Source organism: Kushneria halocnemicola, assembly GCF_965650455.1.
In the GTDB taxonomy this organism is placed as follows: Bacteria; Pseudomonadota; Gammaproteobacteria; order Pseudomonadales; family Halomonadaceae; genus Kushneria.
The window spans coordinates 2,660,440-2,681,581 of record NZ_OZ287968.1; the positions used below are offsets into that span (position 1 = coordinate 2,660,440).

The 21,142-nt window shown below is 64.0% G+C and carries 19 protein-coding genes and 1 other RNA gene; 10 read left to right on the forward strand and 10 right to left on the reverse strand.

The features are described from left to right. The first annotated feature begins 210 nt into the window (after window positions 1–210). On the forward strand, window positions 211–1,344 hold the full coding sequence (locus tag ACS92L_RS12095) for an alkene reductase (RefSeq protein WP_438765180.1): 1,134 nt from the start codon (window positions 211–213) through the stop codon (window positions 1,342–1,344). A gap of 99 nt (window positions 1,345–1,443) precedes the next feature. Here ACS92L_RS12095 and poxB read toward each other — a convergent pair whose 3' ends face one another. The 4 genes from poxB to ACS92L_RS12115 all read right to left on the reverse strand — a co-directional run bounded on the left by poxB (window position 1,444) and on the right by ACS92L_RS12115 (window position 5,129). Next, on the reverse strand, window positions 1,444–3,186 hold the full coding sequence (gene poxB / locus ACS92L_RS12100) for a ubiquinone-dependent pyruvate dehydrogenase (protein ID WP_438765182.1): 1,743 nt from the start codon (window positions 3,184–3,186) through the stop codon (window positions 1,444–1,446). A 230-nt stretch (window positions 3,187–3,416) separates the two neighbouring features. After that, a complete protein-coding gene (locus ACS92L_RS12105; RefSeq protein WP_438765183.1) occupies window positions 3,417–4,139 on the reverse strand; it encodes a 16S rRNA (uracil(1498)-N(3))-methyltransferase in 723 nt (240 codons plus the stop codon). Between the two features lie 24 nt (window positions 4,140–4,163). Continuing rightward, complete coding sequence (gene secB / locus ACS92L_RS12110) at window positions 4,164–4,631, reverse strand: protein-export chaperone SecB (protein ID WP_438765184.1); 468 nt, start codon at window positions 4,629–4,631, stop codon at window positions 4,164–4,166. Between the two features lie 75 nt (window positions 4,632–4,706). Beyond that, window positions 4,707–5,129, reverse strand: coding sequence for a rhodanese-like domain-containing protein (locus tag ACS92L_RS12115; RefSeq protein WP_438765185.1), 423 nt, complete (start codon window positions 5,127–5,129; stop codon window positions 4,707–4,709). A gap of 284 nt (window positions 5,130–5,413) precedes the next feature. Here ACS92L_RS12115 and gpmI point away from each other — a divergent pair, with 284 nt between their 5' ends. From gpmI to ACS92L_RS12135, 4 genes are all read left to right on the forward strand, one after another. After that, the gene (gene gpmI / locus ACS92L_RS12120; protein WP_438765186.1) at window positions 5,414–6,964 is read left to right on the forward strand and encodes a 2,3-bisphosphoglycerate-independent phosphoglycerate mutase; all 1,551 of its coding nucleotides are present in this window, start codon (window positions 5,414–5,416) and stop codon (window positions 6,962–6,964) included. Window positions 6,965–6,977: 13 nt separating this feature from the next. Beyond that, the gene (locus tag ACS92L_RS12125) at window positions 6,978–8,336 is read left to right on the forward strand and encodes a peptidoglycan DD-metalloendopeptidase family protein (RefSeq protein WP_438765187.1); all 1,359 of its coding nucleotides are present in this window, start codon (window positions 6,978–6,980) and stop codon (window positions 8,334–8,336) included. A gap of 71 nt (window positions 8,337–8,407) precedes the next feature. Then, window positions 8,408–9,886: a S41 family peptidase gene (locus tag ACS92L_RS12130; RefSeq protein WP_438765188.1), complete on the forward strand. Its 1,479-nt coding sequence runs from the start codon at window positions 8,408–8,410 to the stop codon at window positions 9,884–9,886. Between the two features lie 63 nt (window positions 9,887–9,949). Further along, window positions 9,950–10,264: a hypothetical protein gene (locus tag ACS92L_RS12135; protein ID WP_438765189.1), complete on the forward strand. Its 315-nt coding sequence runs from the start codon at window positions 9,950–9,952 to the stop codon at window positions 10,262–10,264. A 113-nt stretch (window positions 10,265–10,377) separates the two neighbouring features. Here the strand turns inward: ACS92L_RS12135 and ACS92L_RS12140 are convergent, their stop codons facing one another. From ACS92L_RS12140 to ACS92L_RS12155, 4 genes are all read right to left on the reverse strand, one after another. Then, window positions 10,378–11,619, reverse strand: a complete 1,242-nt coding sequence (locus ACS92L_RS12140) for a UbiH/UbiF/VisC/COQ6 family ubiquinone biosynthesis hydroxylase (protein ID WP_438765190.1) — start codon at window positions 11,617–11,619, stop codon at window positions 10,378–10,380. 41 nt (window positions 11,620–11,660) lie between these two features. Beyond that, window positions 11,661–12,857, reverse strand: a complete 1,197-nt coding sequence (gene ubiH, locus ACS92L_RS12145; RefSeq protein ID WP_438765191.1) for a 2-octaprenyl-6-methoxyphenyl hydroxylase — start codon at window positions 12,855–12,857, stop codon at window positions 11,661–11,663. Next, window positions 12,854–14,176: a Xaa-Pro aminopeptidase gene (gene pepP / locus ACS92L_RS12150; protein ID WP_438768471.1), complete on the reverse strand. Its 1,323-nt coding sequence runs from the start codon at window positions 14,174–14,176 to the stop codon at window positions 12,854–12,856. Before pepP ends, ubiH begins: the two co-directional genes overlap by 4 nt. 94 nt (window positions 14,177–14,270) lie before the next feature. Continuing rightward, entirely contained in the window at window positions 14,271–14,900 is a 630-nt protein-coding gene (locus ACS92L_RS12155; protein WP_438765192.1) for a UPF0149 family protein, read from the reverse strand. A gap of 214 nt (window positions 14,901–15,114) precedes the next feature. Here ACS92L_RS12155 and ACS92L_RS12160 point away from each other — a divergent pair, with 214 nt between their 5' ends. From ACS92L_RS12160 to ACS92L_RS12170, 3 genes are all read left to right on the forward strand, one after another. Continuing rightward, window positions 15,115–15,414, forward strand: a complete 300-nt coding sequence (locus ACS92L_RS12160; RefSeq protein ID WP_438765193.1) for a cell division protein ZapA — start codon at window positions 15,115–15,117, stop codon at window positions 15,412–15,414. A 67-nt stretch (window positions 15,415–15,481) separates the two neighbouring features. Further along, window positions 15,482–15,663: non-coding RNA, 6S RNA (ssrS, locus tag ACS92L_RS12165), on the forward strand. A gap of 131 nt (window positions 15,664–15,794) precedes the next feature. Further along, a complete protein-coding gene (locus ACS92L_RS12170; protein WP_438765194.1) occupies window positions 15,795–16,430 on the forward strand; it encodes a 5-formyltetrahydrofolate cyclo-ligase in 636 nt (211 codons plus the stop codon). Between the two features lie 384 nt (window positions 16,431–16,814). Here the strand turns inward: ACS92L_RS12170 and ilvA are convergent, their stop codons facing one another. Continuing rightward, window positions 16,815–18,329 (reverse strand): threonine ammonia-lyase, biosynthetic, encoded by a 1,515-nt coding sequence (ilvA, locus tag ACS92L_RS12175; protein WP_438765195.1) that lies wholly within the window; start codon window positions 18,327–18,329, stop codon window positions 16,815–16,817. 192 nt (window positions 18,330–18,521) lie between these two features. Here ilvA and rpiA point away from each other — a divergent pair, with 192 nt between their 5' ends. Next, a complete protein-coding gene (rpiA, locus tag ACS92L_RS12180; RefSeq protein WP_438765196.1) occupies window positions 18,522–19,208 on the forward strand; it encodes a ribose-5-phosphate isomerase RpiA in 687 nt (228 codons plus the stop codon). Between the two features lie 291 nt (window positions 19,209–19,499). After that, window positions 19,500–19,835 (forward strand): hypothetical protein, encoded by a 336-nt coding sequence (locus ACS92L_RS12185; protein ID WP_438765197.1) that lies wholly within the window; start codon window positions 19,500–19,502, stop codon window positions 19,833–19,835. Here the strand turns inward: ACS92L_RS12185 and waaA are convergent. Beyond that, window positions 19,832–21,142: a lipid IV(A) 3-deoxy-D-manno-octulosonic acid transferase gene (gene waaA / locus ACS92L_RS12190; protein ID WP_438765198.1), complete on the reverse strand. Its 1,311-nt coding sequence runs from the start codon at window positions 21,140–21,142 to the stop codon at window positions 19,832–19,834. The genes ACS92L_RS12185 and waaA overlap by 4 nt on opposite strands.

The following is a 21,142-nucleotide window of genomic DNA, read 5'->3' on the forward strand; positions in this document are numbered from 1 at the left end:
ATGTTGTGGCAGCCGTCCATCCCATCAGTATGACGCAAGCCTCATTCTTCGACCATGGCCGAACCCGCTGCTTTGCTGCTGGCCGGGTTGTTCTTTCCAATCGCGGGCATGATTGGAAACTATCAGGATCACGCCAATGACCGACTAGACTTTCGTGGAACAAGCCATCGCTGAACCACGGTGTTCAGACGTTTTGCAGAGAGGATTTTCATGTCATCACTTTTTGAACGCTTTGATCTGGCCGGCATTCAACTCGACAATCGCGTGGTCATGGCGCCCATGACCCGTTCGCGCGCCCCTGACGACATCCCCACCGAGATGGGCGCGCTCTACTACCGCCAGCGCGCCAGCGCCGGGCTGATCATCTCCGAGGGGACGCCGGTCTCGCGTCAGGGTACGGGCTATCTCTACAACCCGGGCATTTTTGGCCCGGATCAGATCGCGGGCTGGCAAAAGGCCACGCGGGCCGTTCATGAGCGTGGCGGCGTCTTCTTCGCCCAGATCTGGCATGTCGGGCGCGTATCGCACACCACCGTCCAGCTGGCCGGGGCGTCACCGGTGGGCCCGAGCGAGCAGCCCGGCGGCATGGCCTTTGGCTATAACGAGCAGGGCACGCCCGATATGCTCAATGCCAGCACCCCGCGCCGGCTCGACACCGATGAGGTGCGCGATATCGTGCGCGATTTCGCCCAAGCCGCTGTCAATTCGCGCGAGGCCGGCTTTGACGGCGTCGAGATTCACGGCGCCAACGGCTATCTCTTCGAGCAGTTTTTGAACCCGGGCGTCAACGACCGGGATGACCAGTACGGCGGCTCGCGGGAAAACCGCTGCCGTTTGCTCATCGAAGTCGTCGATGAGGTCAGCAAGCTGATCGGCGCCCATCGCGTCGGCGTGCGCCTGTCGCCGCACGGCACACTCTTTGACATGCCGGAATACGACGACAACGGCGAGACCTATCTGCATCTGGCGCGCGAATTCAACAAGCGCGGGCTGTCCTATGTGCACCTGCACGACCAGGGCGGTCAGGGCATGGCGCCGATGCCGCGCGACTATCTCAAGCGTTTTCGCGAGGTCTACGAGGGCAATCTGCTGCTGGCCGGCAACCTGGACCAGGCCGAGGCCGAGAAGCTGGTCAATGACGGCACCATCGACCTGCCGGTGTTCGGGCGCCTTTATACCTCGAACCCGGATCTGGTCGAGCGCATGAAAAACGGCTGGCCGCTGGCCGAGTTCGACCCGTCCACCTTCTACGGCGGTGACGCTCGCGGCTACGTGGACTTCCCGACGTATCCGGAAGAGCGCCAGCGCCAGGCGCGTCAGCAACTGATCGACGAGAAAAGCTGATCACCGCCCTCTGAAAGGCGCAAAAAAAGCCCCGGCATGGCCGGGGCTTTTTAGCGTCTGACGCCTGAGCGTCAGCAAGCACTCACTATCGCTTTGACGCTACTTTTTACGGCCCAGCCGGCTGAGCCAGTTGGTCTCGGCCAGGTCCATCACCTCGTCGCCACGCCCGCTCATCACCGCGCGCAGCATGTAGAGACTAAAGCCTTTCGCCTGAGCGGCCTCGATGGTCGGCGGCATGGACAGCTCCTGTTTGGCCACCTTCACATCAACGACGACCGGCCCGTCATGGGCAAAGGCTTCCTCCAGCGCGCCGTCGAGCTGTTCGGAGCCCGAGACCGTCAGCCCCTTGATGCCCATCGCCTCGGCCAGACGGGCGTAGTCGGTGCCAGGCAGATTGGTGACCTCGTCCACATAGCCTGCCGCCTTCATCTCCATTGCCACGAAACCGAAGGTCGAGTTGTTGTAGATGATCACCTTGACCGGCAGCTTCTGCTCGGCCAGCGTCATCAGATCGCCCATCAGCATGTTGATGCCACCATCACCGGACAGCGATATCACCTGACGTCCGGGCATGGCGGCCTGAGCGCCCATTGCCTGAGGCATGGCGGTGGCCATCGAGCCGTGCATGAACGAGCCGGTGAGACGCCGCTGGCCGTTCATCTTCAGATAGCGCGCCGCCCAGACGGTGGGCGTGCCCACTTCGGCGGTAAACCAGGCGTCCTCGGCGGCCAGTTCACTGACGCGAGCGGTCAGATACTGCGGATGCAGCGGCTTGCCCTCATCATCGGGCACGGCCAGCTCATCGAGATCCTCACGCGCCTTGCGGTAATGGGCCTGAGACTTGTCGAGAAAACTGCGATCGGTCTTTTCCTCAAGGCGCGGCAGCAGCGCTTCAAGGCTTGCCTTCACATCGCCCACCAGCCCCTTGAGCAGCGTACTGCGCCGGCCCAGATGCCCCGGGCGCAGATCGATCTGCACGATGCGTCCGTGCTCGGGGAAAAAGTCGCGATAGGGGAAATTGGTCCCCAGCATGATCAGAAAATCGCACTCCTTGAGCGCGTGATAGCCCGAGCTGAAGCCGATCAGCCCGGTCATGCCGACATCGTAGGGATTGTCGTACTCAAGGTATGACTTGCCGCGCAGCGCATGCACGATGGGCGCCTTGAGCCGCTCGGCCAGCGCGATCACCTCATCATGGGCGCCGGCGCAGCCCGCGCCGCAAAGCATCGCCACCTGTTTGCTGTCGTTGAGCAGCTCGGCCAGCTCATCGAGCTCGGGCTCGGGGGGCACCGAGACCGGGGCCACCGGCGCACTCCACTGCATTTTCTGCTCGACGGCCGGGGACAGCGCCACGTCGCCGGAGATAACGATCACCGCCACGCTCTTTTCGAGAATCGCCGTGCGCATGGCGGTTTCAATCACGCGCTGTGCCTGAGCCGGACTGGAGATCAGCTCACAGTAGTCGCTGCACTCCTTGAACAGCTGCTCCGGGTGGGTCTCCTGAAAGTAGCCCAGTCCCACTTCGCTGGACGGAATCTGGGCGGCGATGGCCAGCATCGGCGTTTTCGCCCGCTGGGCCTCGAAAAGGCCGTTGATCAGGTGCGTATTGCCGGGCCCGCAGGAGCCGGCACAGACGGTCAGTCCATCGCGCGCCTCGGCCTCACCGCTGGCGGCGAGTGCGGCCACCTCTTCATGGCGCACGCCACGCCAGGTAATGGCTTCCTGCCGGCGCAGGCTTTCGGTCAGGCCGTTGAGCGAGTCACCCGGCAGCCCCCAGATGTTTTGCACGCCGGCCTGGGCCAGCGTGCGTACCAGCATGTCGGCAACACTATAGTCGGCCATGTTCACGTCTCCCTGTGATGGCAGCGCCCGCACGCCGCGTCATGAATCATGACCGGCGTACGGGCGGTAAAAGAATGCGAGGTTCTGACAGTTCAGACGAGCGTCAGACGAATGTCCAATGCCGTCGACGCATTATCCCGCGGTGCGCCAGCCCTTCAGGCCAAAAATGTGATGCGAGCGACAGCGATGTACGGGCAGGAAGTGTTCGAAGGTGCCGGGACAACAGGGGATCAGAGATCCCCGTAGCGGGCCTGCAAAAGCGACAGCGCCACGATCGGCGCTGTCTCCATGCGCAGGATGCGCGGGCCGATGATCCAGGCGTGAAAGCCGTGCGCATGGGCGCGGGCGACTTCGTCATCACTGAGTCCGCCCTCGGGGCCGACCAGCAGTGCGGCGCTGGCAGGCGCCTCCTCGGTCTCCGGCAGCGCACCGGCCTCATAGGGATGAAGCACCAGCCGGAGTGTTTCATCGCGCGCGTCCAGCCACTCATCAAGGCCGATGGGCGGATAAATCACCGGCACGGTAGCGCGTCGGCTCTGCTCGCAGGCGCTGACGGCCACGGCCTGCCAGTGATCGCGTTTTTTCTGCGCGCGCTCGTTTTTGAGCCGGACATCGCCATGGTGGGTGTAGAGCGGGGTGATCGCAGCCACACCCAGCTCGACCGCCTTCTGGACGGCGAAATCCATGCGATCGCCCTTGCCCACCGCCAGTCCCAGATGCACGGCAAGCCCGGATTCGGGCAGCGCCGGCTGACGCTCCCCAACGGTGACCTGCACATCACCACGCTTGGAAATCGCGGCGATGTGAGCCTTCACTTCGCTGCCCTTGCCGTCAAAAAGCGCCAGCGCGTCACCTTCACGGCGGCGCATGACGCGCGCCACGTGATGGGCGGCGGCGTCGGGCAGTCTTATCGTGGCACCGGGTCTGAGCGCTTGAGGGACATAAATGCGCATGGGATTACTCGCCGCCGCCGGACATCAGGCGTCGGCCTGCTGGGTGCCCTGCTGCTTCTGGGCATAGATGGCATCGAAGTTGACCGGCGAGAGCATCAGCGCCGGGAAGGTGCCGCGGCCGACCAGGTTGTCGATGCACTCACGCGCGTAGGGAAAGAGCACGTTGGGGCAAAAGGCACCGAGCGTGTGATCGAGCTGGGCATCGCTGAGCCCCGAGATGGCAAACAGTCCCGCCTGCTGGACTTCGGCGAGAAAGGCCGTGGACTCTTCGTCACCGTTGTAGACGTGAGCGGTCACGCGCACGCTGACCTCATAGACGCCGTCACTGATCTGCTTGTGATCGTTGTCGACGTCGAGCTTGACCCGCGGCTTGAACTGCTGCTGGAAGATCGCCGGCGAGTTGGGCGCCTCAAAGGAGATGTCCTTGACGTAGATGCGCTGCAGCGCGAACTGGATATTGGCCTGCTCACTGGTGGCGTTGTTCTCTGACATGCTCGTTTCCCGATCGGTGAGTAAGTAATAACTGTTGCTCCAGACAAGGAGCAACCATCGCTTGAAGAGGTTACATCAGCGTGTCACAACGGGCAGACCATCGGCCACCCACTGTGAATGACCGCCCTTGAGTCGACGAGCGCCGCTGTAGCCGGCCTTTTGCAGTTTCGTGACGACGGCGCCACCGTGCTGACCCATCTTGTCCACCACGATGATCGGCTTGTCCTTGTGCTTTTCAAGGCGCTGCATGCTGTTGTCAAGCTTGGCGGCAGGCACGTTGACCGCACCGGCGATATGGCCTGCCTTGAACTCCTTGATCTCGCGGATATCAAGGACCATGGCATCCTCGCGGTTGATCAGGCTGGTCGCCTCACCGCTGCTGACACCGCCGGTCGCACTGCGCCTGGATTCAAAGGCCAGCCAGGCCAGCAATACCACAACAAAGGCACCTACCAGCAAGGGGTGATTCTGGGCAAACTCCAGCAGCTGATCGATCATGGAAATATCTTGACCCTGGTTGTTTAAAATGGCTCGGCGCGCGGTCATGCCTGGTCTACCCTGCGAGTTCGGGGAAGCCGCTCGGCAGCTGGAATCCGGCGCGCGCCCAGTATACACAAGCACCCGGCCGTCGTCCGTCCCCGATGATCAATGCTGGCATGCATCGGCTGGGTTATGATGATGACCATTTCGACGCCCTGATAGCGCCCCTTGCCGCGTGATGACACGTCGGCAGCGCCGGCCCGGTATCGGGGCTTACATGTACGTGTTCCCGAGGCGAAATCATGTCCACATCGCAACCACGTCCCGTCGCCCTGCTGATTCTTGATGGCTACGGCCACAATCCGGAATCGGCCAACAACGCCGTGGCCGCCGCCAACACCCCGGTCATGGACCGGCTGCAAAAAGACTACGCCCACACCCTGATCAACACCGACGGTGAAAACGTCGGGCTGCCCGAAGGCCAGATGGGCAACTCCGAGGTCGGCCACATGAACCTGGGCGCCGGGCGCGTCGTCTATCAGAGCCTGACGCGCATCTCGAAGGCGATTCGTGACAACGAGCTGGGCGACAACACGGCCCTGACCGAGGCCATCGACCAGGCCGTCAGCGATGATCGTGCCGTTCACGTGCTGGGGCTGCTCTCACCGGGCGGCGTTCACAGCCATGAGGATCACGTGCTGGCACTGGCGGAACTGGCCCAGGCGCGCGGCGCGAAAAAGGTCTATATCCACGCCTTCCTCGACGGCCGTGACACCGCCCCGCAAAGCGCGCTGGACAGCCTGCTGCGCGCCGATGCCCTGCTGCGCCAGATGGGCGTGGGCCGCGTCGCCTCGATGGTCGGGCGCTTTTTCGCCATGGACCGTGACAACCGCTGGGACCGCGTCGAAGCCGCCTGGCAGGTGGTGGTCAACGGCGAGAGCGAGCATGTCGACAACGACGTCGAGCACGCCCTTCAGGCCGCCTATGATCGCGATGAAACCGACGAGTTCGTCACCGCCACCAGCCTGCGCGAGGGTGACGATGATCGGGTTACCATCCAGGACGGCGACGCGGTGCTGTTTGCCAACTTCCGCGCCGACCGCGCTCGCGAGATTGCCCACGCGCTGGTTGACCCGGGTTTCGACGGCTTCAAGCGCGATCGCACCCCGAAGGTCCACTTTGTGGCCATGACCCAGTACTCCGATGATCTGGGCGTGCCGGTGGCCTTCCCGCCCAACGACCTGCCCAACACCCTGGGCGAATACGTCTCTTCAAAGGGGCTGACTCAGCTGCGCATCGCCGAGACCGAGAAATACGCCCACGTGACGTTTTTCTTCTCCGGCGGTCGCGAGGCGGAGTATGACGGCGAAGAGCGCATCCTCGTCGACTCGCCGCGGGATGTGAAAACCTACGACGAAAAGCCCGAGATGAGCGCGGTTGAAGTCACCGACAAACTGGTCGAGGCGATCGACTCCGGACGCTTTGACCTGGTGGTGTGCAACTACGCCAACGGTGACATGGTCGGCCACAGTGGCGATCTGGCCGCGGCCACAAAGGCGATCGAGGCTGTCGATGAGTGCCTGGGCCGCGTGGTCGAGGCGATCGAGCGCGCCGGCGGCGAATGTCTGGTGACCGCCGATCACGGCAACGCCGAGCAGATGGTGGACCCCGACACCGGCAACCCCCAGACCGCGCACACCACCTTTCAGGTGCCGCTGGTCTACGTCAGCCAGCGCAAGGCCACGCTTGCCGAGGGCGGCCGCCTTTGCGACATCGCACCAACGCTTCTGGCCATGATGGGCCAGACCCGGCCCGACGAGATGACCGGTCGCGTGCTGATCGATCATCAGTAATCGGAGCCTTTCGGTGTCATTCACACGTCACCGGCCTGCGGGCCGGTTTTGGCTGCTGGCATTGACCCTGGGACTGGCGGTGCCGGCAGGCGCCGCCAGCCTGGATGCCTCAAAAGCCGAGCTGGACAGCATTCGCCAGACCATTGAACAGAGCCAGCGTCAGCTGGAAAAGACCGATGCCCAGCGCGGCAGCGCCCGCGAGGAGCTCGAGCAGGCCGAAAAGGCGCTGGCCGAGACCCATCGCCGGCTGGAAACGCTGGGACAGGCTCGCGATGAAACCACCGAGGCGCTGGACAGTCTGGACCAGCGTCAGCAGGCACTGACCCTCAAGCGCGACGCGCAGCAAAAGGCGCTGGCCGAGCAGGTCAGGGCGCTGTACAAGCTGGGTGAGCAGCCGCGCCTGAAGCTGCTGCTCGACAATCAGGACCCCGGCGAGATCGACCGCTTTCAGCACTATCTCAACCGACTCAACGAGGCGCGCGCCGAGCAACTGGCGCGTCTTGAATCGCTCAACGAACAACTTCAGGACAACCGCGCCCAGACGCTTGAGCAGCAGCAAACGCTGGATCAGCTTCAAAGCGAGCTTGAAAGCCGCCAGCGCACCCTCGATGAGCAGCGCCGCGAGCGTGAAACGGCGCTGGCGCGGCTGGAAGCGCGCTATCAAAGCGGTCAAAGCAACCTGGAAGGGCTTCAGTCCGACCGTGCCGAGGCCGAAAAAATGGTCAGCCGTCTCGAGCAGCAGCTGGCCCGCGCCCGTGAACAGCGCCAGGCGCGCGAACGAGCCGAACGCGAACGCCAGGCTCGGGAAGCCGAGCGACGCGAGCAGGCACGCAGAGACGCCGAATCGCAGGAGACGACACCCGCGCAGGACGACCTGAGCAGCGACGAGATGAGCGCGCGGCCGGACAACGCCCGCAGCGTGCCGACGCGCCGCGCCGACCCGGCCCCCGAACGACAGGCCGAAGCGCGAGCGAGTGTGACCCACACGGCCGACAGCGGCGCTGCCAACTCGCGCTGGCCGGTCAACGGCTCGGTGATCTCAAGCTACGGCAGCGGTGACGGCCTCAACAAGAACGGCGTGTTGATCAGTGCCGCCGCCGGCTCCCCGATCCATGCCGCGTCCAGCGGTCAGGTCGTGTTTGCCGACTGGATGCGTGGCTTTGGCTATCTGGTGATCATCGATCACGGTGGCATACTGTCGTTGTATGCTCATCAGCAGCGCCTTGCCGTGGCCGCCGGTGATCGGGTGGAGCGCGGCGCCACGCTGGGCTATGTCGGCGACACCGGCGGCCTGTCGCGCCCGGCGCTCTATTTCGAGGTACGTCGCGGTGGCAAGACCATCAATCCGCAGAACTGGCAGGCCTCGCGCTAGCCGGTACACGCACCACTCATTGACGGTATCGGGCGCCCGGCGTCCGGCCCATCCCCGCTGAAGGAGTTTGCATGTTGCTGCGCCATGTCGCCTCAACGCTTGCCCTGTCATCAGCCCTGCTGCTGACGCTGCCGGCCACCGCCGCCGAACCCGCCACCGATACGCCACCGGCGGAGAGCCCGCCTCAAAACGTGCCGGCCCAGCCTGTCGATACCGAAGGCGGCGCGGCCAATGACGCCGACGCCGAGGCACTCTCGCAGGCCAGTCTGCCGCTGGAGGACATTCAGGCGCTGGCGCAGGTATTCGAGCGCATCAAGCAGGCCTACGTGGACGATGTCGATGACCAGACCCTTTTGCGCAACGCCATGCGCGGCATGCTGGAAGGGCTCGACCCGCACTCGAACTATCTCGACGAGGACGCCTTTCGCACGCTGCATGAGATGACCGAAGGCGAGTTCGGCGGCATCGGCATCGAGGTCGGTCAGGAAGACAACCGGCTGATGGTGATCTCGCCGATCGACAACACGCCGGCCTCGAAAGCGGGCCTGCAGCCGCGGGATCTGATCATCGAGATCGACGGCCAGAGCACCGATGGCCTGTCGCTGGAAGAGGCGGTCAAAATGATGCGCGGTGAACCCGGCAGCGAGATCGACCTGACCCTGCTGCGTGAGGGTGAGGACGCCCCGGTCAACGTCACTCTCGAGCGGGCCAATATTCAGGCCGCCAGCGTCAGCTCACGCATGCTCTCGCCCGGCTATGGCTATCTGCGCATCAGCCAGTTCCAGGACAACACCGCCGAAGAGGCGGGTGAGGCGATTGCATCCCTCAAGGAGGAGGCCGGTGACAACGGGCTTTCCGGCGTGATTCTGGATCTGCGCAACAATCCCGGCGGACTTTTGGATGGCGCCGTCAGGGTGTCGGATCTATTCATCGACAGCGGTCTGGTGGTGTATACCAAAGGGCGCCTGCCGGACTCGGACATGCAGTTTGAAGCCAGCGCTGACACGGCCCTGCCACAAACGCCCATGGTGGTTCTGATCAACGGTGGCAGCGCCTCGGCGGCCGAAATCGTCGCCGGCGCCCTGCAGGATCATCATCGCGCCGTGGTGCTGGGCACCGAAAGCTTCGGCAAGGGCTCGGTACAGTCGGTCATGCCGATGGATGACAACACCGGCATCAAGCTCACCACCGCGCTGTATTACACCCCGGGCGGGCGCTCCATCCAGGCCGAAGGCATCGAACCGGACGTGACGGTGCAGCGTGGCCGGCTGGAGCTTGAAACGGGCGGGTTTGAAATTCGCGAGGCCAATCTGCGCGGCCATCTGCAAAATGCCCGCGGCGAGCAGCAGCAGGATGAGGAGGCACTGCCCGACTCCCCCGTGGCCGCCGACGACTATCAGCTGGGCGAGGCGCTCAATTTGCTGCGCGGCATCAACGTATTCCAGCGCTCCGGCGTACGTCGCCATGAACAGGCGCCCTCCGCCGACACACAAGGCGCGAGCGACAGCGATTCACAAACCGACAACACGCCGGATTCCACGGATCGGTAAAAAACGTCTACGCTGATGGGGCAACGCAATAACGCCATCCGCCTTGACAAGGAGAATCACTACATGAAGAAAGGATTGACGATGGGCGCGCTGGCCGCTGCCGTTCTGCTGGCAGCCGGCTGCTCTTCCTCTGGCGGTGCGCCTGAAAACAGCGGCGCCTCGCAAAGCGGTATGTCCCAGGGTGGCCAGACCAGCCAGGGCAACATGTCACAAAGCGCTGGCGCCTCGCAGTCCGGCGGCGGCGAGATGTCGACACAGCCGGGGGCCAGCGAAACCCCGACAGGTACCGGCAACGGCGGCAGCACGGGCACATCTCCGGGCGGCGGTATCGACAGCAACAACGACACCATGCCCAGCAATACCGAGTCCGGCATGTAATAGTGCTGACCGGTAAACAAAAGGCCCGCCAATTGGCGGGCCTTTTTTGTTTCACATGAAACATGCCGATCCGTTGGCAGCTGTTACCCCATCCTTGCACCGTTACCACGCCCTCACACTGTCGGCGCGCGCATGCTCTCGGGCAGGTCATGGCGCTGCCCCATCGCCTGTTCGATCAAAAGACGCCGCGCCCAGGGCCAGCGCCCGGTGGTGGTCAGCCCCTGATTGCGCAGCACGCGTACCAGCGGCCAGGCACTGCCAAAGCCGATCCGAAAGGCATCCATTGCCATCAGCATGACCGTATTGTCACCGCGCCGCCGGCGCGCGTAGCGCGACAGGATGCGCACATCCCCCACCGGTGCCCCGCGCCGGGCGGCCCGACCCAGCTCCTCGGCCAGTACCGCGACATCCATCAGCCCCAGATTGACGCCCTGTCCGGCCAGCGGATGAATGTTGTGGGCCGCATCGCCGACCAGCGCCACGCTGTCATCGATGTAGCGCTTGGCGTGACGCTGCACCAGCGCAAAATCGTGACGCCGGCTCACACGCTCGATGCGCCCCAGTCGATGTTCGAAATCCAGCTCGAGCGCCCGCATGAAGGCGTCATCCGTCATGTCCATCAGTTCATCGGCAAATTCGGTATCAGCCGACCAGACAATGGAGGAAGTCTTCTGGTGGCCATCGATATTCAGGGGCAAAAAGGCCAGTGGCCCGGTGCCCATGAAGCGCTGGCGCGCCGTGGCCTCGTGATCATGCTCATGCCATACCGTGGCCACCACGGCGCGCTGGCCGGTGGCATATTCACGGTAACCCAGACCTGCCAGCGTGCGGATCCGTGAACGGGCGCCATCGGCCCCGACCACCAGATCGGCGGTGACGGTGCGGCCGTCTTCCAGCGTGAGACAGCGCCTTTGATGTTCAACGTCGGACAGTGCCGTGACCCGGGCGTGGCGCATGAGCGTCACGTTCCCCCACCCGTCGAGTGCCTCCAGCAGCGCATCGCGGATGACACTGTTTTCGATGATATGGCCCAGCACCTCGCCGCCGACCTCCCGGGCGCTGAAGTCGATCTGCCCGGTGCCCTCGCCGTCCCATACCGCCATCCGGTCATAGGGGCCGATGCGTCTTTGCACGATGCCCGGCCAGACGCCCAGAGTGGTCAGAAACTGCTGTGAGGCCGGCGTGATGGCACTGACGCGCGCATCGATCTCCGCTGCCTGCCAGCCCGGCTGAAGATCGCCACCGTCCAGCAGGGCCACGCGGTGGCCCTGTCGGCCCAGTGCCACCGCCAGGGTGGCACCGACCAGCCCGGCGCCGACGATGGCCATGTCAAACTGCGCGGTGTCGAACGTCATGAAGTACTCCGTTGGCGAGCCATTGATGCCTCGTGGCCCGTTTAATGACGTGCCAGTCCCATGGCGCGACGAATCAGGGCGCGCTTGAGCGGCGTGGCAAGGTTGAAAAGTCCCAGGGCGGCGCCCCGCGCCCCGCTGATGCCGGGCAGCTCGAGTCCGAAAAGGCGTACCAGCGTATCGCTGGCCTGCATGATCAGGTCCCGGTCGCGCTGACGGCGCTGCTCGAAATCGGCCATGGTCAACGCCTCGCCCGGCGCACGCCCGGCCTCCAGCGCCGCCTCGATGGCCGCCCCGAGATCCATGACGCCGCGCAGCGCCAGATTAAAGCCCTGACCGGCCACCGGATGAATGGCATGTGCCGCATTGCCCAGCACCGCCAGATGCGGCCGGCTCTGTTCGCGGGCACGCGACATCGACAGGGGGTAGACGTGACGCGTTCCCACGCGCTGGAAACGCCCCAGCCGGTTGCCCATGTGCGATTGCAGCGTCTGCAAAAAGGCGTCGTCATCGAGGGCCAGGGTGGCCTCGATGTCCTGCGGGGCGCGTGTCCAGATCAGCGCCATGCGTCGCTGTGCCAGCGGCAGCAGCGCCATGGCGCCTTCCCGGGTAAAGCGTTCGAACGCCCGGCCCTGATGATCAAAGGCGGTCTCAACATTGGCAATCAGGGCATGCTGCTCGTAGTCATGCCGGTCGGTGTCGATCCCCAGCGAGGCCTTGAGGCCCGAACGCCCGCCATCGGCCAGCACGGTCAGCCCGGCGTGGAGCGCGCAGCCGTTGTCCAGCGTCAGTCGGTGGCCGTCGACCGCCGGCGTAATGGCCTCGACCCGCGCCGGACAGTGCCAGTCAATCGCCATGTCGGCCAGACGCTCGTTGAGCACCTGACCCAGAAAGGCGTTGGGCAGCACATAGCCCAGCGACGGCGTGCCCACATCCCGGGATGAGAGATGCGTGCGCCCCATCGCGCCACGCTGGCTGACCTCGATGTCATGAATGGGGGCGGCACGCGTGGCAAGCGCTGACCAGATTCCCAGCGCCTCGAAGTGCTCGCGGGAGCCGTAGGCAATGGCGCTGGAGCGCTCGTCAAAACTGGGCTGAACGCCGCCACTGCCCGGACTGCTGGCCTCGATGACGGCCACCCTGAGCCGATGGCGCTCGATCAGCGGCGCCAGCGCCACGGCCAAGCTGGCGCCCACCAGTCCACCCCCGATAATGGCAATGTCTACCCGGGTCTCGCTCATGTGCGTTCCTGCGCCATCAGTGCCTCGATCTCCCGAACCCGTTTGGGCACGCCCTCGGTCAGCACGTCACCGCCATGCGCCGTGACGACCACGTTGTCTTCGATGCGAATGCCGATACCGCGCCACTGCTCGGCGATGTCGGGGTCATCGGGAATGTAGAGCCCGGGTTCGACGGTCAGCACCATGCCGGGCGCCAGCACTCGCGAAGCGCCGTCGACCTGATAGGCGCCGACATCGTGAACATCAAGACCCAGCCAGTGGGAGGTGCCGTGCAGATAAAAGCGCTTGTAGTGGCCCTGCTCGACGGCCGTCTCGACCGGCCCTTCCACCAGCCCCAGCGCCACAAGCCCTGCCGTCAGATCGCGCACCGCGCCCTCATGAATGCCCTTGAGCGTGGCCCCCGGTCGTACGGCACGGATGGCGCGCTGCTGGGCGCCCAGCACGATTTCATAAAGCTGGCGCTGTGGTTCGCTGAAGCGGCCGCTGACCGGGAAGGTGCGAGTGATGTCGCCGGCGTAGAGCGCGTATTCGGCACCGGCATCGATGAGCACCAGCTCACCGGCGCTCATCGATGCGTCGTTTTCCGTATAGTGCAGGATACAGGCGTTGGCCCCGCTGCCCACGATGGTGCCATAGGCAGGCGCCCGGGCACCTGCCATGACAAAGGCGTGCTCAAGCGTTGCCTGAAGCTGATACTCGAACATGCCGGGACGGGCGTCCTGCATGGCGCGCACGTGGGCCCGGGCGGTGATCTCGCCGGCCCGGCGCATCAGGGCCAGCTCCTCTTCGGACTTGATCAGGCGATGCTCGTGCAGGATGACGTCGATGTCGGCGTAGGCCGACGGTGCCTTTGGGCCTCGCCGCTCCCGGGCCTTGAGCCCCTCGCGCATCCGAACAGCCAGCGACAGTGCCCGCTCATTGTCCAGCGTGAGATAAATCGTGCGGCGCCCTTCCAGCAGATCCAGCAGCTGCTCGTCACGTGCCTCCAGCGGCCAGGCCTCGTCCACCCCGTAGTCGGCAACGGCGCGGCGCGGGCCGACCCGTTTGCCCGTCCAGGTCTCGATGGCCGGGTCACGGGGCTGACAGAACAAAACGCTCTCACCGGCCTCCCGGCCGGGCAACAGCACCAGCCAGGCCTCCGGCTCGGGAAAGCCACAGAGGTAGTGGAAGTCGCTGTCCTGGCGAAACGGATAGTCGCTGTCGCTGTTGCGCATCGAAAGCGTGGCGGCCGGAACGAGAATGGCGCTGTCCGGCGCCACCTCGGCCATCAGCCGCTCGCGGCGACGTCGATGGACATCACTTGTGATGGGTGCCGGCATGCCCTGCTGTGCCTGTGTCACTGTCCTGTCTCCCGTTACCGGCGTATTCAAGGCGTGGCGGCCCGGCACGTGGCCGGCGCTGCTGCTTGCCGTGTCAATGGCGGGTCTCGCCGTGGCCCTCATCCCCCAGGCCCTGCTCGCTGATCCCCTCTTCAAGCGACTGCGCCGGCTTTTCGACGTCCGGCTGCCCCGGGTGCTGCTCGACAAACAGCATCAGTGCCGTCATCCGGGCGTGCTCGGTCAGGGCAAACAGGTCGTTTTCGTTTTCACTGCTCTCTTCGATGTCGTCATCGATGCGGGTGAGCTGCTCGATATCACTTACGCCTTCCTGAAGCGGCGCCGACCACGTGCTTCGCTGATCGGCGTCTACCTCACCGACGACCTCGTGAAAGCCCTGGCACCAGAGCGCCAGTGACTGCGCCCGTTCGGACAGCGAAAAGAGCTCATCGGGCAGCAGCGGCTCGAAGCTCATCTCCTGGGCGTCCAGGCGCTCCTTGGCAAGCGTTCGCCATGTCAGCAGCTTTTCCCCGTCTTCACGCGTGGCGGGCTCTTCCACCCCAAGCGCAGCACAAATCAGGTTCAGCCAGTCCTCGGCGCTGATATCCTCAAGCGCCAGACGGGCACACAGGTAACCGTCAAAAAAGGCCGGCGACTGCAGGCTGCCATGGGCAAGAAAAATATCGCTGATGGTGGCGAAATCGAGGGCGTTATCACCGGACGGCATACTGCATTCCCTGGTTGATCGTTCCCGTGGCGGGAATCATGAACTCGCGCCCGGGGGCGGCGCGTTGACCGCCCCCGGTCGTCTCTCTATAGTGGTGCTGCAAGCGCAGCGACATGGTCGGCCCATGAGTTGAAGTCTCGTGCAACCGACCATGAATGGCTGCCCACCATCTTAGCGTACCGGCCAGCGATTGGCCCATATCGGAAGTGATGTCATGCCGCAAGGTCCTCGTCAGACCGCCGAAATCACCCTGATGGGTCAGAATTTTGTTGTCAGCTGTGCACCCGGCGAAGAGCAGGCGCTGCATGAGGCCGCACGCTATTTCGACCAGGCCATGGCCGGCATTCAGACCCGCGGACGCACCATCAGCATCGACAAGGTAGCCATGATGGCAGGGCTCAACATCACCCATGAGCTGCGTGACGAGACCCGGCGTCGGCAGGAACTCGAAGAAAGGCTCGCCGGGCTCGACGAGCGGTTGCAAAGGGCGCTGGAGAACAATCGCACGCCATGATCGCGTGGCGTGACCCGCCCGGATGACAGGGTAGCGCAGCCCCCCGGCATATCTGTTAGAATTGATCCGTTCTCTGGGGTGTTCGCCAGTTGTTATAGTCCCTCGAGCCTATGCGCAGTACCCAGGGGGCCACTATAAGTGGGCCTGTGTGCATGTCCGCGCGACGGAAAGCCTGATGGCCCACTTGCGGCCACCCACCTTGAACCAGTAGGTTCAGGGCCAGAACAACAGCGGCACTCTGGAGAACCCTCATGTCAGTGCGCTGCGCACTTCCCGCGGATCAACCGCGTCTTCGCAGACCTCGCGCCCTCTCGCGGCGCACTCCTCGCCCCCGGCGACGCTTTTCGCATCCTCTGCTTTTTCATCGCACTCCCTTGGACATGACTGCGCTGTCGGCCAGTGATGACCGTCGTCAGCTGCGACGCACGCTGCGCCAGCGCCGACGCGGCCTTGATGATCGCGCCCAGCGTCTGGCATCAATGTCGCTGGCGCGTCGGCTGATGCAGCTTCCCGCTCTGCGCCGGGCACGTCACGTGGCGCTTTACCTGCCGGAAAACGGCGAGATCGATCCGACGCCGCTGGTGGACTGGCTGCATCAACGGGGCACGCGGGTCTATCTGCCGGTATTGCGACCGCTGGTGGAAAACCGTTTGTGGTTTGTCCACTGGCGCCCGGACACCCGGATGGTGCTCAACCGCTTTAAAATTACCGAGCCCGATCTGCGCCAGAGTGGCGAGCGCATTCGCCGCCTGGCGCCCTGGGCGCTCGATGTCGTGCTGATGCCGCTGGTGGGCTTTGATGAACAGGGCCATCGGCTGGGCATGGGGGGCGGCTTTTATGACCGCACCCTCGCCTTCGCCTCGCACCCTCATGGCCCGCGCCCGACGCTGATCGGGGTGGCGCACCAGTGTCAGCAGGTCGAGCGCCTGCCGCATCAGCCCTGGGATGTGAATCTGGACATGATCGTCAGCGACCGGAAGGTGCTCAAACCCCGAACAGCCGATGTCGAGCCCTGATACGCATCGCCTCGATACCGACACAAAAAAACGCATCCCCGTGGATGCGTTTTTTTATATCTCCCCGAGGCCCCGGAATCCTGTCCGACACCTTGCAGCGGGTGCTGCAGCGGCGACACCGATCACGACAGGATCAATACCCCATGACGCTCTGGGCATAGCCCGTGGCGACAACGCCAAATCCTAAAATGAGTACCAGGGTAAAGACCAGATCGGGTTTACGTCTCATTACTGCTCCGTCACAACAGAAAAACGTACGGGAAAGCGACACGAGAAGGCCGCAGCGGCGCCATCATAGTGGCACCGCCGAATCGGCACAATATCGCGACCCGCAACATTACACATCGTTGCATTTCGACGGGCCGCAACGTGTTGTCTGGCAGGTTACGAGACAAAGAGCCGATAGGCCGGATTGTCGGTTTCATGCCAGTAGCGATAGCCGATCTCATCGAGGCGCTGCTCAAGCGTGGCGCAATCAGCCTCCGGCACCTGCATGCCGATCAGTACCCGGCCATAGGCGGCGCCGTGGTTGCGATAGTGGAACAGGGAAATGTTCCAGCCGCCGGGCAGATGATTGAGGAAGTTCATCAGCGCGCCCGGACGTTCCGGAAACTCGAAACGGTAGAGCCGTTCGCTGAAGGGCTCCTGCGGTCGACCGCCGCCGAGATGGCGGATATGGAGCTTGGCCAGCTCGTTGTCGGTAAGGTCCTCGACGCTGTAGCCGGCCTCTTCGAGCTTTCGGGCCACATCCAGCCGGTCCTTGCCGCCGGGCTGCACCTGCACGCCTACAAAGATATGGGCCTGATGGGCATCGGCATAGCGGTAGTTGAACTCGGTCACCATGCGACGGCCCAGCGCCTTGCAAAACGCCTTGAAACTGCCGGGGCGCTCGGGAATGGTCACGGCAAAAATGGCCTCGCGCTGCTCGCCGAACTCGGTGCGTTCGGCAATATGCTGTAGCCGGTCAAAATTGAGATTGGCGCCCGAGTTGATCGCAATGAGCGTTTTGTCGCGCACGCCGTCCCGCTGGGCATACTTTTTGAGCCCGGCCAGCGACAGCGCCCCGGAGGTCTCCGACACCGCGCGGGTATCCTCGAAGATGTCCTTGACCGCCGCGCACATCTCATCGGTGTTGACGGTGATCACTTCATCAACGTGATGACGCAGGATTTCAAACGGCGCCTCCCCGATCTGAGCCACGGCCACACCCTCGGCAAACAGCCCGACCTGATCAAGCGTCACCCGCTCTCCGGCCTCCAGTGCGGCCTTGAGACAGGCCGCATCCTCCGGCTCCACGCCGATCACGCGAATGTCCGGGCGCAGATACTTGATATAGGCCGCCATGCCCGCCAGCAGACCGCCACCGCCGACAGGCACGAACACCGCATCGATCGGCCCCTGGTGCTGCCTCAGGATCTCCATGGCCACCGTCCCCTGACCGGCAATCACGTCCGGATGGTCAAAGGGCGGGATCCATGTCAAACCGTGCTCTTCCATCAGGGCCTGGGCGTGGGTGAGCGCGTCGTTGAAGGAGTCGCCCTTGAGCACCACCTTCGCCCCCCGGGCACGCGCGGCCGACACCTTGATCTCGGGCGTAATGCGCGGCATGACAATCGTTGCATGAATGCCCATGCGTTTGGCGGCCATCGACACGCCCTGGGCGTGGTTGCCCGCCGAGGCGGTAATCACGCCCTTGGCACGCTGGGCCTCATCCAGCTGCGCCATGCAGTTGTAGGCGCCGCGAATCTTGAAGGAGTAGACCGGCTGCAGATCCTCGCGCTTGAGAAGCACATGATTATCAAGGCGTGCGGACATCTGCGGCATATCGGAAAGGGGTGTTTCAACAGCCGCTTCATAGACGCGGGCCTGAAGGATTCTCTTGGCGTAGGCTTCCAGCATTGTCATATCCTGGGCTGTAACTTGAAAACGGCGCTGCAGGACACCGGGTTACATGCGGCGCACGCCGGATGTTTCACGTGAAACAGGCCGTCAAGGGGCGGGGCGCTACATGCAACGATCGACAGTGTCCATCGTGATATCCATGATACGCTTGATGGGCCGCTGTAGAACATCATCAGATTCGGAGACACCATGACATCCCAGGACCAGTCAGAGCTCAAAAGGGCGGTGGCGCAGGCAGCAGTCGAGGAAATACGCCCCGGACTTGCCCGCGATACCGTACTGGGGGTGGGGTCGGGCTCGACCGTCAACCTCTTTATCGAGGCGCTGGCGCCGCTGCGCGACGAGTTTGCCGGGGCCGTGGCAAGCTCCACCGAGACCGAGCGACGGCTCAGGGCCATCGGCATCGAGGTGATGGATCTCAACCAGGCCGGCACGTTGAGTGTCTGTGTCGATGGTGCCGACGAAATCGATGGCGACTTTGCCATGATCAAGGGCGGCGGCGCGGCCCTGACCCGGGAAAAGATCGTGGCGGCCTGCGCCCGGCAGTTCATCTGCATCGCCGACGGCTCCAAGCACGTCCGCCAGCTGGGCGGCTTTCCCCTGCCCGTCGAGGTCATTCCCATGGCGCGTTCGTATGTGGCTCGTCAGCTGGTCGCGCTGGGGTTCAGCCCCGTCTACCGTCAGGGTGTGGTGACCGACAACGGCAACCAGATCATCGACCTCTATGACCAGCTCATCGACAACGCCCGGGACATGGAAACGCGCATCAACCAGATCGCAGGCGTGGTCACCAACGGTCTGTTCGCGCATCGCGGCGCCGATCTTTTGCTGCTGGGTACCGGTGATGGCGTTCAGCGCCTGACGCCTTCGTCCTGAACCGACACGTCGACGCCGTTACATTGCCACCCTGCCCCGCCGTGAGTTACCGATGACTCACGGTTCGTTGCCATCAAATAACGCATGATCACACTTTAGCTGCAGAACATTACCCTCGTTTCTCACTATTATCCGACTGCCCGGGCAATGTTGTCCGAGTGCAGGGCGGTCAGGACGGCCGCTACCCCTGAAACGCGGACACCTCATTGATGCTGCGTGACATGGTCGAACGTCAAAAGGCCTCAAACGGCTCATTTCGTGTGGGTAATGGACAATCAGGGAGGATTGAGCATGCGACACGGCAGTGGCATTTCAGCGCGATCGCACGCGCCGGCAACCCTGCATCAGCTGCGACGTGCGCTGCTGGATGCCCATGACGCCCTGGGCATCGAAGGCGTGCGTGTCAGGGGTGCGGACCACTCCCTGTATTTCGAAATGGCCCGAAGCGAAACGATCCGACCGCTGATGAGCGTCTGGTTCAACGTCGAGCGTCATCAGTACACCCTGATGTGTCGCACCACCATTCTCGCCCCCGGCCACCCCATGAGCGATACCCGCGCGCGCCTGGCCGAACATCTCAACCACTACGCCGGCCAGCATGGCTGGCGCCGGGCCGCACGGCACTAGCGTTCGCGGCCCGGCGCAGGATTATCCGCCAGCGGCCAGGGCTCGTGCAGCTCGCGGGCCCGAATCAATCGTCCCAGATAGTCCCGGGTATGCCCCAGCGCGCCGCGGTTGGCTTCCACCACTGCAAAGGCGTTGCGCCCCAGCGTGGCACGGCGCGTGTCATCAAGCATCAGTGAGACCAGCGTCTCGCCCAGCATGCCGGCGCTTTCCACCTCGACCCGGGCATGAGCCTCATCAAGCGTTGTGACCACATCCCCCAGACTCGACAGCGACGGCCCGCTGATTACCGGCAGGCCAAGGGCCGCCGGCTCCAGCAGATTGTGGCCGCCGATATCCACCAGTGACCCGCCCACAAAGGCGATATCGCCGGCGGCGTAGAGCATCGCCAGCTCACCCATGGTATCGCCCAGATAGACCTGCGTTGCCGGCTCGATGGCGGCGTCACTGCTGCGACGTAGTGTCGTCATGCCCTCACGGGCGCAGAGCTCGGCCACCTCATCAAAGCGCTGGGGATGGCGCGGCACCAGAATCAGCAGGGCGTCGGGAAAACGGGCCAGCACGCGCGCATGGGCGGTCAGAAGCTGCGTCTCCTCGCCCTCGTGGGTCGAGCCCGCCACCCAGACCGGACGATCGCCGATCACCTCGCGCAGCGCATCGGCGGCGTCGAACACGGCCTCATCGATGTGCTGGTCATACTTGAGCGCGCCGGTCACATTGAGACGCCGGGCCGATACGCCAAGCGTTCGAAAGCGCTTGGCGTCCTCGGCGGATTTGGCGCCCACCCAGGCCAGCCGACGAATCGCCTCGCCCATCAGCTTCGGAAACCGCTGATAGCGGGCAAAGCCGCGCTCGGTAATGCGCGCGTTGACGATGGTGACCGGAATGCCGGCCATCGCGCAGGCATGAATCAGATTGGGCCAGATTTCGGTTTCAACGATGATGGCAATTTCAGGGTCAAGACGGGCCACGAAGCGTCGGGTGGCGCCGGGAAAATCCAGCGCCACGAAATGATGAGTAACCAGATCCCCGAACAGCGTCTGCACCTGGCGCGCGCCGGTGGCGGTCATGGTGGTCACGATCACCCGGTGGTCCGGGTAGTCATCGATCAGCGAGCGAATCAGCGGCCGGGCGGTGATTACCTCGCCCACGGAAGCCGCATGCACCCACAGCACACGCTCGTCGTGATAGTCCGGAATGCGTCCCAGACGCTCGCCGCGGGGATGGTCGTCAAGGCGCTCGCGGCGCAGGCGACGCCAGATCAGGGGGGCAAGCGCGTATAAAAGCGCGCAGTAGAGGCGTCGTCCCAC

Coding starts and splice junctions, on each gene's coding strand:
- ACS92L_RS12095 (WP_438765180.1), top strand. CDS start 211: ATGTCATCACTTTTTGAACGCTTTGATCTGGCCGGCATTCAACTCGAC.
- poxB (WP_438765182.1), bottom strand. CDS start 3,186: ATGGCCGACTATAGTGTTGCCGACATGCTGGTACGCACGCTGGCCCAG.
- ACS92L_RS12105 (WP_438765183.1), bottom strand. CDS start 4,139: ATGCGCATTTATGTCCCTCAAGCGCTCAGACCCGGTGCCACGATAAGA.
- secB (WP_438765184.1), bottom strand. CDS start 4,631: ATGTCAGAGAACAACGCCACCAGTGAGCAGGCCAATATCCAGTTCGCG.
- ACS92L_RS12115 (WP_438765185.1), bottom strand. CDS start 5,129: ATGATCGATCAGCTGCTGGAGTTTGCCCAGAATCACCCCTTGCTGGTA.
- gpmI (WP_438765186.1), top strand. CDS start 5,414: ATGTCCACATCGCAACCACGTCCCGTCGCCCTGCTGATTCTTGATGGC.
- ACS92L_RS12130 (WP_438765188.1), top strand. CDS start 8,408: ATGTTGCTGCGCCATGTCGCCTCAACGCTTGCCCTGTCATCAGCCCTG.
- ACS92L_RS12135 (WP_438765189.1), top strand. CDS start 9,950: ATGAAGAAAGGATTGACGATGGGCGCGCTGGCCGCTGCCGTTCTGCTG.
- ACS92L_RS12140 (WP_438765190.1), bottom strand. CDS start 11,619: ATGACGTTCGACACCGCGCAGTTTGACATGGCCATCGTCGGCGCCGGG.
- ubiH (WP_438765191.1), bottom strand. CDS start 12,857: ATGAGCGAGACCCGGGTAGACATTGCCATTATCGGGGGTGGACTGGTG.
- pepP (WP_438768471.1), bottom strand. CDS start 14,176: ATGCCGGCACCCATCACAAGTGATGTCCATCGACGTCGCCGCGAGCGG.
- ACS92L_RS12155 (WP_438765192.1), bottom strand. CDS start 14,900: ATGCCGTCCGGTGATAACGCCCTCGATTTCGCCACCATCAGCGATATT.
- ACS92L_RS12160 (WP_438765193.1), top strand. CDS start 15,115: ATGCCGCAAGGTCCTCGTCAGACCGCCGAAATCACCCTGATGGGTCAG.
- ACS92L_RS12170 (WP_438765194.1), top strand. CDS start 15,795: ATGACTGCGCTGTCGGCCAGTGATGACCGTCGTCAGCTGCGACGCACG.
- ilvA (WP_438765195.1), bottom strand. CDS start 18,329: ATGCTGGAAGCCTACGCCAAGAGAATCCTTCAGGCCCGCGTCTATGAA.
- rpiA (WP_438765196.1), top strand. CDS start 18,522: ATGACATCCCAGGACCAGTCAGAGCTCAAAAGGGCGGTGGCGCAGGCA.
- ACS92L_RS12185 (WP_438765197.1), top strand. CDS start 19,500: ATGCGACACGGCAGTGGCATTTCAGCGCGATCGCACGCGCCGGCAACC.